General features: G+C 72.6%; 12 protein-coding genes. 3 read left to right on the forward strand and 9 right to left on the reverse strand.

The window, feature by feature from the left end:
* Positions 1-71 precede the first annotated feature (71 nt).
* Positions 72-347: a GlsB/YeaQ/YmgE family stress response membrane protein gene (locus Actkin_RS31855; RefSeq protein WP_189209127.1), complete on the forward strand. Its 276-nt coding sequence runs from the start codon at positions 72-74 to the stop codon at positions 345-347.
* A gap of 33 nt (positions 348-380) precedes the next feature.
* Here Actkin_RS31855 and Actkin_RS31860 read toward each other — a convergent pair whose 3' ends face one another.
* From Actkin_RS31860 to Actkin_RS31870, 3 genes are read right to left on the reverse strand one after another with little or no spacing between them, the layout of a single operon-like run.
* Positions 381-2192 (reverse strand): VanW family protein, encoded by a 1812-nt coding sequence (locus Actkin_RS31860; protein ID WP_189209126.1) that lies wholly within the window; start codon positions 2190-2192, stop codon positions 381-383.
* Positions 2193-2228: 36 nt separating this feature from the next.
* Positions 2229-2549, reverse strand: coding sequence for a GroES family chaperonin (locus Actkin_RS31865; protein ID WP_189209125.1), 321 nt, complete (start codon positions 2547-2549; stop codon positions 2229-2231).
* Between the two features lie 9 nt (positions 2550-2558).
* Positions 2559-4370 carry an NHL domain-containing thioredoxin family protein gene (locus Actkin_RS31870; protein ID WP_258908066.1) on the reverse strand — a complete coding sequence of 604 codons (1812 nt, stop codon included), beginning with the start codon at positions 4368-4370 and terminating at the stop codon, positions 2559-2561.
* A gap of 85 nt (positions 4371-4455) precedes the next feature.
* Here Actkin_RS31870 and Actkin_RS31875 point away from each other — a divergent pair, with 85 nt between their 5' ends.
* Entirely contained in the window at positions 4456-5259 is an 804-nt protein-coding gene (locus Actkin_RS31875; RefSeq protein ID WP_258905301.1) for an SAM hydrolase/SAM-dependent halogenase family protein, read from the forward strand.
* Here the strand turns inward: Actkin_RS31875 and Actkin_RS31880 are convergent, their stop codons facing one another.
* The 5 genes from Actkin_RS31880 to purD form a co-directional block, all read right to left on the reverse strand.
* Entirely contained in the window at positions 5260-6024 is a 765-nt protein-coding gene (locus tag Actkin_RS31880; RefSeq protein ID WP_258905302.1) for an ESX secretion-associated protein EspG, read from the reverse strand. It abuts the gene before it with no gap.
* The gene (locus Actkin_RS31885; protein WP_258905303.1) at positions 6021-7232 is read right to left on the reverse strand and encodes a hypothetical protein; all 1212 of its coding nucleotides are present in this window, start codon (positions 7230-7232) and stop codon (positions 6021-6023) included. Before Actkin_RS31885 ends, Actkin_RS31880 begins: the two co-directional genes overlap by 4 nt.
* 10 nt (positions 7233-7242) lie before the next feature.
* Positions 7243-7845: a DUF3558 domain-containing protein gene (locus Actkin_RS31890; protein WP_189209120.1), complete on the reverse strand. Its 603-nt coding sequence runs from the start codon at positions 7843-7845 to the stop codon at positions 7243-7245.
* Positions 7846-7852: 7 nt separating this feature from the next.
* Positions 7853-8245 (reverse strand): PE domain-containing protein, encoded by a 393-nt coding sequence (locus tag Actkin_RS31895; RefSeq protein ID WP_189209119.1) that lies wholly within the window; start codon positions 8243-8245, stop codon positions 7853-7855.
* A 183-nt stretch (positions 8246-8428) separates the two neighbouring features.
* Positions 8429-9697 carry a phosphoribosylamine--glycine ligase gene (purD, locus tag Actkin_RS31900; RefSeq protein WP_258905304.1) on the reverse strand — a complete coding sequence of 423 codons (1269 nt, stop codon included), beginning with the start codon at positions 9695-9697 and terminating at the stop codon, positions 8429-8431.
* Between the two features lie 151 nt (positions 9698-9848).
* On the opposite strand from purD, the gene Actkin_RS31905 reads away from it, so the two are divergent.
* Positions 9849-10955 carry a glycerophosphodiester phosphodiesterase gene (locus Actkin_RS31905; protein ID WP_258905305.1) on the forward strand — a complete coding sequence of 369 codons (1107 nt, stop codon included), beginning with the start codon at positions 9849-9851 and terminating at the stop codon, positions 10953-10955.
* 43 nt (positions 10956-10998) lie between these two features.
* Here Actkin_RS31905 and Actkin_RS31910 read toward each other — a convergent pair whose 3' ends face one another.
* Positions 10999-12285: an adenylosuccinate synthase gene (locus Actkin_RS31910; RefSeq protein ID WP_189209116.1), complete on the reverse strand. Its 1287-nt coding sequence runs from the start codon at positions 12283-12285 to the stop codon at positions 10999-11001.
* Positions 12286-12324 lie beyond the last annotated feature (39 nt).

Consider the following 12324-nt stretch of genomic DNA (forward strand, 5'->3'; position numbering starts at 1 on the left):
CGTGTCCCTCACCGGGCACACCCAAACGTCCGGTGCCAGTCTGGTGATCGGCAACAGACAGGAGGAGCGGTATGGGAATCGGCGGCATCATCAGCGCGATCATCGTGGGCGCGATCCTGGGCATCCTCGGCCGGGCCATCGCCAGGGGTGAGCAGAAGATCCCCTGGTGGCTGACCATCCTCACCGGTATCGCGGCCGCGTTCATCGGCACGCTGCTGGCCAAGCCGTTCGGCTGGGACGACACCAAGGGCATCGACTTCCTGGAGATCGTGCTCCAGGTCATCGTCGCCGTGATCGCGGTGACCCTGGTCGCGAGCCTCTGGGCGAAGATGAGGTCCCGCGCCTAGCGCACGGCCCCCGGTTCCGACCGGGGGCCGTCCTCAGTTCTGCGGCGGGCAGACGATCTTCGGCTGCGGGTTGTAGCGGACCGTGCGGGTGTCGCGGCGGATCTCGGCGCCGGAGAGGCTCTTGATGATCCGGGTGTCGGTGACGGTGAACCCCGGCGCGCCGTTGGAGGCCTTGCAGTTCTCCTTCGGCCCCTCCTTCTCCGACGGCGGGGTCTCGTTCGTGCGCGGTCCGGTGACCGACTCGACGATGTAGCGCTTGGTCCCCCACAGCCGGACGGTGATCGACGACGGCGTCCAGATCGTCTGGATGGCGACGCCGGTCTCCGCGTCGTTGGTGAACCGCAGGTCGATGACGCTGCTGCCGTCGGCGTTCTGGAACACCGTCGCCTCGCGCGCGGCGGGGTAGCGGCTGATGTAGTAGCTGTGCTCCTGGTGCCCGGCATCCACCATGCCCGCGAAGTACGCGGCGTTGTAGAGCGTCGTGGCGAACTGGGAGATGCCGCCGCCGACCGCGCGGCCGGGCGCGCCGTCCTGGATGATGCCCGCCCCGACGTAGCCCTGGGCCTCGGTGCGCGGGCCGGTGTGGCCGTTGAGGCTGAACGTCTCGCCCGGCTTGACGATCGCGCCGTCCACCTCGCCCGCGACCACCCGGATGTTGACGCCGGAGTCGGCGGCGAAGTTGCGCGTGGTGAACTCGCCGATGACCTCCTTGATGCCGAGGTTCTTGGCCTCCTCGGTGGTCACCTTGGCCGGGGTCTTGGCGTACTCGACCGTGATCTCGCGGCCCTCGGTCTTCTTGAGCACGTCGAGCAGCTTGGCGAAGGCCACGTCGTACTTGATGCCCCGCCCCTCCACCGACGGCGTGACCGTGGGCTTGCCGCCCTCGAACACGATCTCGGCGTCCTTGCCCTCCTGCTCGGTCTCGGCGAGCTGGGGCTTGACCGCGTCGGTGATCTTCTTCAGGTCCAGCTTGGGGGTGAGCCCGCCGCCGTCGGCCGGGGCGAACGTCAGCGCGCCCGCGATGACCTCGGGCTTGATGGTGGCGTTCTTGCCCTCGCCCTTGACCACGACCGGCCCGGACACCGCGGGCTTGGCGACCTGCTCCAGCGCCGCGGCCACGCCCTCCGGCGTCGTCTTGACCGGGGTGTGCTCGACCGGCAGGTCCAGCTTCCGCCCGCTGGCCCAGCCGTCGACGATGGTCTCGCGCGCGCCGTCGACCTTGAGCTCCTGGCCGGGGATCGGGTCGACCGGGACCGGCTGGGCGCCGCTGAAGGTGATGGCGCCCTCGACCGGGTCCTTCGCCGTGTCGGCGACCAGCTTCTCCATGGCCGCGTCGAGCTTGGCGTCGTCGGTCGCGGTCACCACGCCGACCTCGCGGGTGCTGAAGAACGAGCCGATGCGGGTGAACGGGTTGAGCGGCTGGTCGCCCGCCTGCTCCAGGGTGGCCGTCCAGTCCAGCGTGAGGCCCGCGGCGGCCGGGTCGAGCTTGTGCTCGACCGTGCCCGCCTGCAGGGCGATCGGCTCGGACAGCCGGGGCTCGATCTCCTGCCGCAGGGCCGCCTCGGCGTCCTCGCGCGACATGCCGCCCACGTCCACGCCTGCGACGGTGACCCCGCGCGGGACGGAACCGCCGCTCACCAGCAGGTCGATGCCGTAGAGCAGGACGAGAGCGCCGAAGACCGCGCCCGCGATCAGGGCGGGTTTGCGGAGGTTGCGCTTCTTGGGCTCACCCACAGGGGTGATGCGTTGAGTAGCCGCGTCGGCGCCCACGACGGGCAGCAGATCGGTCTGCTCCGCGTGGGACACCGGCCACTGGTGGTGGCCCGGCCGGTGGCGGTCCTGCACGACTACCCCTTCCCCCTCAACAAGCCGCGGTTCTCATCACAGGTACAGCCCGGTCCCGTGCTCGGTGCGCTCGCTCGCGATGGCGTGCACGTCCCGCTCGCGGATCACCAGGTAGGTGCGCCCCTGGATCTCGACTTCCATCTGGTCCTCCGGGTTGAACAGCACCCGGTCGGACACCTTGACGTGGCGGACGCTCGTGCCCACCCCGAGCACGTCGCCCCAGGACAGCCGCTTGGCCATCTGGGCCGTCGCCGGGATGACGATGCCGCCGCTGCTGCGCCGTTCGCCTTCCTCGGGGGTGAGCTGCACGAGCACGCGGTCGTGCAGCAGCTGGATCTCGAGCTTCAGTTCCGGCACCGGCGAATCCTAACCGCCTGCTGAATCGTGCTTTTCCAGGGACGCCTCGTCCAGCCCGCCCATGACGAGCGGAAGGCGGGCCACACCCTCCCGGGTGACCCGAACGGGCACTCCCCAATCCTGTCGGATGAGGTGGCACGCGCCGTGCTCGGCGTCATCGGCGTCACACGCCGCGGCCTGGGCCACCACGTGCAGCACGCCCTCCGCGCCGCCGACGACCAGCCTGCGGGTGAGGTCAGTGCCCACGCCGGCGCCCTCTTTCAGCAGCTCAGGCGGCGACGAGGTGACCTCCAGGCGGGTGCTGGGGCCGTAGCGGTCGTCGAGCTTCTGGCCCGGCGGCGGGGTGAAGACCACGACCAGCTCGACCTCGCCGTCGGCGATGTCGGTCGTCGGCCTGCGCACCTGGTGGGCGTCGCCGGAGACCAGCCGCGCGGCGGGCACCGGCCGCTCCAGGCGGTGGGCGGCGGAGGACACCACGACGAGCTCGCCGTCGACCAGCACCGCCCCGGACGGCTCGGCCAGCCCGGTGGCCAGCGTGCTGACCTCGTCGGTCGCGGGGTCGTAGCGGCGGATGGCGCCGTTGTAGGTGTCGGCGACGGCGACCGAGCCGTCCGGCAGCGCGGTCACGCCCAGCGGGTGCTGCAACAGCGCCTGCCCCGCCGGGCCGTCCCGGTGGCCGAAGTCGAACAGCCCCGCGCCGACGGCGGTGCGCACGGTCCGGTCGGGCTCGATCCAGCGCAGCGCCGAGGTCTCGGAGTCGACCAGCCAGAGCCGGTCGGCGGTGGCGGCCAGCCCGGAGGTCTGGGCGAAGAACGCCTCGTCGGCCGGTCCGTCGAGCAGACCCTCCACCGTCGTGCCCGCGAACCGGCTGACCTGGCGGTTCACCGGGTCGAAGAGGCCGATCGTGTGGTTGCCCGCCATGGCGATGACGACCCCGCCCGCAGGCTCCCACCAGGCGACGTCCCACGGGCTGGTGAGGTCGATGTCGGTGGCCGGGCCGTCGGTGGCGCCGTCCCGCCACTGCTCGCCGGTGCCCGCGACCGTGGTCACCACGCCCGTGCGGGTGTCGAGTCCGCGCAGGAGGTGGTTGACGGTGTCGGCGACGACCACGTCGTACCCCACCTGCTCGGCGATGCGCGCGGGCAGGACCGTCAGGCCGGAGGGCTCGGAGAAGGTGGGCTCGACGCCGTCCCGACGCCCCCGCTCGCCAGTGCCGAACGCGCGGGTGAGCGCGCCGTCGACCAACTCCACAATCCGGTGATGGGCGGTGTCGGCGACCAGCAGCTTCCCGTCGTGGGCGATGGCCTTCGCCGGGAACCGCAACTCCGACTCGGCGGGCGGCGGCGGCACATACGGCCCGTCCCCGCGATGGAGCGTGCCCTTGGCGTCGTGCTCGGCGACGACCTCCCGGATGACCCGCCGCAACGCCTCCGCATGCCCCTCCCCGGCGGCGACGTGCACGACGTACCCCTCGGGATCGACCACGACCAACGTCGGCCACGCCTTGACCGCGTACGCCTGCCAGGTGGTCAACTCGGGATCGTCCAGCACGGGATGCCGCACGTCATACCGCTCGACCGCCGCCCGCAGAGCCGCCTCGTCCGCCTCATGCACGAACTTCGGCGAGTGCACCCCGACCGTCACCAGGACATCGCCGAACTCCTCCTCGACGGGCCGCAGCTCATCGAGGACGTGCAGGCAGTTGATGCAGCAGAACGTCCAGAAGTCGAGCAGCAGGACCTTGCCGCGGAAGTCGGCCAGGCGCAGGTCCGTGCCCCCGGTGTTCAGCCATCCGCGTCCGACGAGCTCCGGAGCCCGCACCTTGACCAGCTTCGTCACGTGGGGAGTGAACACCACCGGTTCGGGGTGCTGTTCCCGGTGTCCGCATTTCGGGACACTGCTCGGCATGGCCTACGACTGGATCTCCTTCACCACCGACTACGGCCTGGCGGACGGCTTCCCGGCCATCTGCGAGGGTGTGATCGCCCGGATAGCGCCGAACGCGCGCGTGCTGCACGTGACGCACCAGGTGCCCGCGCAGGATGTGCGGCGGGGGGCCGAGGTGCTGGCGCAGGCGGTGCCCTACCTGCCGCCGGGCGTGCACCTGGCCGTGGTGGATCCCGGGGTGGGGACCGCGCGGCGGGCGGTCGCGGTGGCGACGCTGGGCGGGGTGCTGGTCGGGCCGGACAACGGCCTGCTGGTGCCCGCGGCGGAGGCGCTGGGCGGGATGGTGGCCGCCGTCGAGCTGACCGAGCACCGGCTGGAGCCGGTGTCGCCGACGTTCCACGGCCGGGACGTGTTCGCGCCCGCGGCCGCGCACCTGGCGCTCGGGCGGCCGCTGGGCGAGCTGGGGCCGGAGGTCGACCCGGGCGCGCTGGTCCGGCTGCCCGCGCCGGTGACCTCCGCGGTGCCGGGGCGGCTGACCACGGAGGTGCTGGGCGCGGACGGGTTCGGCAACGTGCAGCTGGCGGCCGTCGGGCCGGACCTGGCCACCGCCGGGGCGGCGCCGGGGTCCGGCGTGCACGTGGAGATCGGCGGGCGGTCGGTGGAGGCCGTCGTCGGGCGCACCTTCGGCGACGTCGCGGCGGGCGCTGCCGTGGTGCTGCTGGACTCCGCGGGGCGGGTCGCGGTGGCGGTCAACGGCGGCTCGGCGCAGGCGGTGTTCGGCGGGCGGGCCGGGGACCGCGCCGTCGTGCTGGTCGAGCGGTGATCACACCTCGTCGAGCAGTTCCCAGACGCTGGCGATGATCCGCGCGTTGTCGGCTGGCGTGATCGTGCTCCACATGCGACCGTCGTTCGCCGGGCGCGCCAGGTACAGGTAGCGACCGTCCACAGTGTCATGGAACGCGACGACCCGCTTGGCGCGGGCGCGGCGCTGGTCCCGCTGCGCGCGTTCGGCGCCGAACTGGCCGCGCACGCCCATGCCGCCCACCATCGCGGCGAGCGACTGCGCGTCGCTGAACGACAGGTCGCGCTCGGCCAGGATGGTCACCAGCTTCTGCGCGTCACCGCCGCTGCGCGCGTCGGCGTCCGTCAGCACGTCCGTCGGCAGGCTGACCGAGCGACCGGGTCCGGCAGGCGTCTCGCCCGCGATGGACACCGCCGCGTCGGCCAGGGCGGTGGCCCTGGCCGGGATCAGCCAGACCTCGCCCCGGTCGATCGCGCCCAGGACCGCCTGGTTGCCGTTGGCCGCGGCCAGCGCCGCGATCTCCCGGTCGGTCCACACCCAGGAGTCGACGCAGACCTGCGGGTAGGCCAGCAGCGCGAGCCGGTCGGCCAGCTCGGGCACGGCCCGGCCGCCCTTGGCCAGCCCGCGCGCCGCGAGGCCGTCGAAGGCCTGCTCCACCAGCCGCGCGCGCTCGCTGTGCGTCGTGCCCGGGCTGGGCACGTCGAGCGCGACGTGCTTGGCGGGCAGGCGCTCGGCCTCCCAGAGCACGTCGAACTCCAGCGCCGAGAGGACCAGCGTCCCGCTCAATCGTCGTCCTCGCCGCCGAGCACCTTGTCGATGACCAGCCGGTCGTCGCCGAACACGTCGTCGGAGTCGATGCCGTACTTGCGCACGTGCTCCTCGTCGTCCTCGCCGGGCGCGGTCGCCGCGGCGGGCGACATCAGCGACGACCCCGACTTGGCCCCGCCGCCACCGAGCCGCTCGGCCGCCCGCGCGGCCCTGGCCTGCTCGTCGGGCACGTCCGCGGCGACGCCCATCGCCCGGCCGGCCGGACCGCCCGGGGTGGCGCCGCGGACCACCCGGTCCTTCGGCAGCGACGCGCCCGCGAGCGCCCCGCCCGCCGTCGCGCCCGTGATCCCGGTGACCATGCTCGCGTCGGCGATCAGGCCCACCGGGAACACCGGCCGGGCCAGGCCGGGACCCGGGTTGGCGGGCAGGCCGTTCGGCGTCGGCGGGATGGGCCCGATGCCCGCGCTGCGGCCGGGCAGCGGGTTCTGCGAGTTGCCGCCTCCGCCGCCGGGCTGGTTGGCGCCGTTGTACCCGGGCTCGCCGGGACCGGGGCCGAACGGGGTCGACGTGCCGCCCTGCACGGGCCCGGACCCGCCGATCGGGGTGTAGCTGCTCTGCACGCCGTCGAAGCCCTGCGCGGAGGTCATGCCGTGCCGGTCGACCGGCTGCGTCACCAACCCCATCCCGGGCGGCACCGGCAGCGACACGTGGTTGTCCAGCGCGGACTGACTGCCCCGCTGGTAGTCGTTGAGGGAACCGATGGCCTGATTGCGCGCGGCCTGCGTCTCCTGCACCTTCTGCGCGTTGTCCGTCGTATGCCCGAACGCCCCCGCGAACCGATCCCACCCGTTGAGCTGCGTGGGCCCCCGCAACTGATCCGACCCGGGCGCGGAGTTGCGGGTGTGGGAGAAGGTGTCGCCCTGCTGGTTCACCCCACCCGCCGACTTCGCCACCTTGGGCACGGCGTCCTCGGCGTAGATGCTCGCCTTCTGCGTCTCCTCATGCCCCTGGTCGGACGCGGCCCCCTGCCACTCGACCCCGATCTTCGCCAGCTCCCGCCGCAACGTCATGTCGGTCTCCGCCAACGCCTTGGCGATATCGACGAGCGCGTCGACGGCCCGGTGCAGGGACTCCGCCCCTTGCCCACCGCGCAGACCATCGATCTCGGCAGCCAGCTGCTCGTTGCTGAACCCCTCGAACCGGATGTCGCTCAGACTGCTGGTCATCTCCCGCCCCTCACCCGGCCTGCAGCGTCTTCAGCGCCGCCGCGGCGACCTGATCGGTGGTCTCACAAAGCTTCTCCTGCGCCCAGCCCTCGCCGGGCATGAGCAGGCCGACCTGAAGGTGCTGGCCGTCCGCCACATCCACGGCGGTGTTGCACTCGGCCCCTTCGCCACCGGCCAGCCAGTAGTGCGCGGCCCCGAATCCCTCGATGGACGTCTGCTCGGCGGTGACGTTCCGGTCGCCCGCGAGCCACGCCTCTGCGCCTTCACTCGTCACGAGAAGGACGGAGACGTCCAGGTACGGGTCTCCGCCCTCAAGGGTCAGCGCACAGCGCTGCTGCCCCTCGTAGACCTCCCCGCGCGAGACCGTGTCCCGCGCGCGGTCCACTCGGAGCTGTTCGCGCTGGGCGTCGGTGAACAGGTCGCAGGGCTTGGCGATGCCGTCGATCGGCAGGTCCTGCGGACGAGGCGGAAGGTCTACACCCGGCCGGCTCGCCGAGGTCGTCGTCGCCGGGGGCGCCGCACTGGAGCCATCGCCCGGACCCGGGGCAGGCGTGCCCGGCTCGTTGGTGCTGCATCCGGCCGCGACAACGGTGAGCAGGACGATCGCGGCCATGAGGCGCTTAGTCACCAGACTTCCCCAGCGCCGCCTCGATCTCGTCCTCGTTGAAGCCGTACGCGATGGCCGACTCGCGAAGCTGGACCACCAGGTTGTCCAAGCCCTTGATGTAGGCCTTGACCCGCTCGACGTAGCTGCCCTCGTCGTAGACGAGCCGCCGGTTCCACTCCTCCGCGACGAGGCCGCTCACCTGGTCCTGGCCGGGTGGCACGACGCGGAGCAGCTCCGCCGCGTCGACCGTGCGGTCCCGCAGGCTGTCCACCTGGTTCTGGATCACCTTGGTGGCCGCGAGGACGTTGTCTCTGTTGACGACGAACTGGCCGGATTTGGCGGTGGCCAGGTTCTGGAGGTCGGCGACGACCGCGCCCGCGATCTTGCCGACATCACCGATGTTCATGCCACGCACCCCCGTACGCATCGTGACGGTGTCGTCTCGGTTCGCAGGCTACCAATGGCGTTGTGGGGCCTACCTGAACTTTGACGAAGTATCGCGGGCGGGGGTTCCGGTGATCTACCCGACGGCCGTGGGGTGATCGTTCCGACGACCGGGGCGGCGTCCTAGCCGGGGTCGCGGCGGCGGCTAGCTGACGGCCGGGGTGGTGATCTCGCCGCGTTCGGCGCGGAGGGCTATGTCGGTGCGGTGGTGGGAGCCAGCCAGGTGGACGGCGCCGACCAGGCGGTACGCCTCGGCTCGGGCGGTGGTGAGGGTGTCGCCGATGCCGACCACGGACAGGACGCGGCCGCCCGCGGAGACGATGGCGCCGTCGTCGCGGCGGCGGGTGCCCGCGTGGAGGACGCCGTGGGTCTCCGCGCCCGCGATGACGTCGCCCGTGCGGGGGCGGCCCGGGTAGCCGTCGGCGGCGATCACGACGGTGACGGCGGCGCCGTCGGCCCAGTCCAGGGGTGGGTGGGCGGCGAGGGTTCCGGTGGCGGCGGCCATCAGCAGGCCCGCCATCGGGGTGCGCAGCAGGGCCAGCACGGCCTGCGTCTCCGGGTCGCCGAAGCGGCAGTTGAACTCGATGACCTGGGGGCCGGTCGAGGTCAGCGCCAGGCCCGCGTACAGCAGGCCGGTGAACGCCGCGCCGCGGGCGGCCATCTCGTCCACGACCGGTTTGACGATGTCGCGGACGATCTCGTCGACGAGGCCCTCCGGGGCCCACGGCAGGGGGCTGTAGGCGCCCATGCCGCCGGTGTTCGGACCGTGGTCCCCGTCGCCGACGCGCTTGAAGTCCTGGGCAGGCAGCAGCGGGACGACGGTGCCCTCGGCGTCGACCAGGCAGAACAGGGACACCTCGGGGCCGTCCAGGAAGGACTCGAGCAGCACCGGGTGGCCGTCGTCGAGCAGGGTCATGGCGTGGGCGCGGGCCGCGGCGAGGTCGGTGGTGACGACGACGCCCTTGCCCGCGGCGAGGCCGTCGTCCTTGACCACCCAGGTCGGGCCGAAGCGGGCCAGGGCGGCGTCGAGGCGGGCCGGGTTGTCGACGATCTCGCTGTGCGCGGTCGCCACCCCCGCCGCGGTCATGACGTCCTTGGCGAACGCCTTGGAGCCCTCGATCCGCGCGGCCGCGGCTCCCGGGCCGAAGCAGGCGATCCCGGCGGCGCGCACGGCGTCGGCGGCGCCCGCGACCAGCGGCACCTCCGGGCCGATCACGACCAGGTCCGCCGACCAGCGGGTGGCCAGGTCGGCGACGGCGGCCCGGTCGGCGGCGTCGACCGGGAGGGCCTCGGCGAGCGCGGCGGTCCCGGCGTTGCCGGGCGCGCAGGCCAGCGCCGTCACCGCCGGGTCCTGCGAGAGGGCAAGGACGAGGGCATGCTCACGGGCGCCGGAGCCGATTACCAGGACTCGCACGGCACGGGAGCCTAGATGGCCCAGTCGCCGCGTGCCCGCGCGCCCCCGCCGGAGGCGACGGCAGCCAGGCGTTCACCGGGGCGTCAAGCGGCGGTCAATGGGGCGTCGCGGGGGCCGATCAGGGTGGGCGTCTCTACTAGGAGGTTGCGTTATGCGAGCGTTGAGCGCGTTAGTGCTGTCCGCGGTGTCGGTGTTGGGCGTGGTGACGCTCAGCCCGGCGAGCGCGGCGCCCGAGGGGCGGGGGCAGCAGGTCGAGCCGCTGGTCATCGGGCACCGGGGCGCGTCGGGGTACCGGCCGGAGCACACGCTGGCGGCCTACGAGCTGGCCGCGCGGATGGGCGCGGACTTCATCGAGCCCGACCTGGTGTCCACCAAGGACGGTGTGCTGGTCGCCCGGCACGAGCCGGAGATCGGGGGCACCACCGACGTCGCCGAGCGGCCCGAGTTCGCCGACCGCAAGCGGACGAAGGTGCTCGACGGCGTGCGGGTGACCGGCTGGTGGACCGAGGACTTCACCCTGGCCGAGCTGAAGACGCTGCGGGCGGTCGAGCGCATCCCCGAGCTGCGCCAGCAGAACACCGTCTACGACGGCCGCTACGAGGTGCCGACCCTGCAGGAGGTCATCGACCTCGCCCGGCGCCTCTCCCGCGAGCTGCGCCGTGACATCGGCATCTACCCGGAGACGAAGCACCCGACGTATTTCCAGCAGCTGGGCCTGCCGCTGGAGCCGGAGCTGGTGCGCGTGCTCAACCGCAACGGCCTCAACCACCCGAAGGCCAAGGTGTTCGTGCAGTCCTTCGAGGTCGCCAACCTCAAGCAGCTGGACCGGCAGCTGCGCGTCCCGCTGGTCCAGCTCACCAGCGCGTCCGGCCGCCCGTACGACTTCACCGTCTCCGGCGACCCGCGCACCTACCGCGACCTGATGACGCCCGCGGGCCTGCGCGAGGTCGCGACCTACGCCGACGGCCTCGGCCCGGCCAAGGACTCGGTCATCCCGCGCGACGCCGCGGGCAACCTCGGGCAGCCGACCTCGCTGGTCCACGACGCCCACGCCGTCGGGCTCAAGGTGCACCCGTACACCTTCCGGGCGGAGAACCAGTTCCTCCCGGCGAACCTGCGCTCGTCGGCGAACCCGGCCGACTACGGCGACCTCTTCGCCGAGCTGGACGCCTTCTGGCGGGCCGGGGTCGACGGCGTGTTCGCCGACAACCCCGACATCGCCGTGGTCTCCCGCGACGAGGCGTTCGCCCGCCGCTGACGACCGGACGGGCCCGCCGCCGACCGGGGGCGGGCCCGCGCCGTCAGGCCAGCTCGTGCCGCACGATCGTCTGGTCGCGGCCGGGTCCCACGCCGACGGCCGACACCCGGGCCCCGGAGATCCGCTCCAGGTGCTCGACGTAGGCGCGGGCGTTCTCCGGCAGCTCCTCCCAGGTCCGGCAGTGGCTGATGTCCTCGAACCAGCCCGGCAGCGTCTCGTACACCGGGACGGCGTGGTGGACGTCGGTCTGGGTCATCGGCATCTCGTCGACCCGCCGGCCGTCGACCTCGTAGGCCACGCACACCGGCACCTGGTCCAGGCCGGACAGCACGTCCAGCTTGGTCAGGAAGAAGTCGGTGATGCCGTTGACGCGCGCGGCGTAGCGGGCGATCACCGCGTCGAACCAGCCCGTGCGGCGCTGGCGGCCCGTGGTCACGCCGAACTCGCCGCCGACCTTGCGCAGCCGCTCACCCATCTCGTCGTGCAGCTCGGTCGGGAACGGGCCCGAGCCCACGCGGGTCGTGTAGGCCTTGAGGATGCCGATCACGCTGGTGATCCGGGTCGGGCCCAGTCCCGAGCCTGCGCACGCGCCGCCCGAGGTCGGGTTCGACGAGGTCACGAACGGGTAGGTGCCGTGGTCGACGTCGAGCAGCGTGCCCTGGGAGCCCTCCAGCAGGACGGTCTCGCCGCGGTCGAGCGCCTGGTTGAGCAGCAGCCGGGTGTCGGCGATGCGGTGGGCGAACTTCTCGCCTGCGCCCAGCACCTCGTCGACGACCTGGTCCACGTCGAGGCCCTTGCGGTTGTAGACCTTGACCAGCACCTGGTTCTTGGTGTCGAGCGCGGCCTCGACCTTCTGCCGCAGGATCTTCTCGTCCAGCAGGTCCTGCACGCGCACGCCGACCCGGGCGACCTTGTCCTGGTACGCCGGGCCGATGCCGCGCCCGGTCGTGCCGATCTTGGCCTTGCCCAGGTAGCGCTCGGTGACCTTATCGATGGCCACGTGGTACGGCATGATCAGGTGCGCGTCGGCGGAGACCAGCAGGCGGGAGGTGTCCACGCCGCGCTCCTCGAGGCCCGCCAGCTCGCGCAGCAGCACGGCGGGGTCGACCACGACGCCGTTGCCGATGACGCAGGTCACATCGGGGGTGAGGATGCCAGAGGGGATCAGGTGCAGGGCGAACTTCTGCCCGTCGGGCAGCACGACGGTGTGGCCCGCGTTGTTGCCGCCCTGGTAGCGCACGACCCACTGGACCCGGTCGCCGAGCAGGTCGGTCGCCTTGCCCTTGCCCTCGTCGCCCCACTGGGCGCCGATCAGCACGATTGCCGGCATGTGAAACTCCAGGTGTTCGTCAAGTGGAGTGCTGTGACA

The sequence above is a fragment of the Actinokineospora sp. UTMC 2448 genome (assembly GCF_024760565.1).
Lineage (GTDB): Bacteria > Actinomycetota > Actinomycetes > Mycobacteriales > Pseudonocardiaceae > Actinokineospora > Actinokineospora fastidiosa.

Coding starts and splice junctions, on each gene's coding strand:
- Actkin_RS31910 (WP_189209116.1), bottom strand. CDS start 12,285: ATGCCGGCAATCGTGCTGATCGGCGCCCAGTGGGGCGACGAGGGCAAG.
- Actkin_RS31890 (WP_189209120.1), bottom strand. CDS start 7,845: ATGGCCGCGATCGTCCTGCTCACCGTTGTCGCGGCCGGATGCAGCACC.
- Actkin_RS31895 (WP_189209119.1), bottom strand. CDS start 8,245: ATGAACATCGGTGATGTCGGCAAGATCGCGGGCGCGGTCGTCGCCGAC.
- Actkin_RS31875 (WP_258905301.1), top strand. CDS start 4,456: ATGGCCTACGACTGGATCTCCTTCACCACCGACTACGGCCTGGCGGAC.
- Actkin_RS31905 (WP_258905305.1), top strand. CDS start 9,849: ATGCGAGCGTTGAGCGCGTTAGTGCTGTCCGCGGTGTCGGTGTTGGGC.
- Actkin_RS31855 (WP_189209127.1), top strand. CDS start 72: ATGGGAATCGGCGGCATCATCAGCGCGATCATCGTGGGCGCGATCCTG.
- Actkin_RS31885 (WP_258905303.1), bottom strand. CDS start 7,232: ATGACCAGCAGTCTGAGCGACATCCGGTTCGAGGGGTTCAGCAACGAG.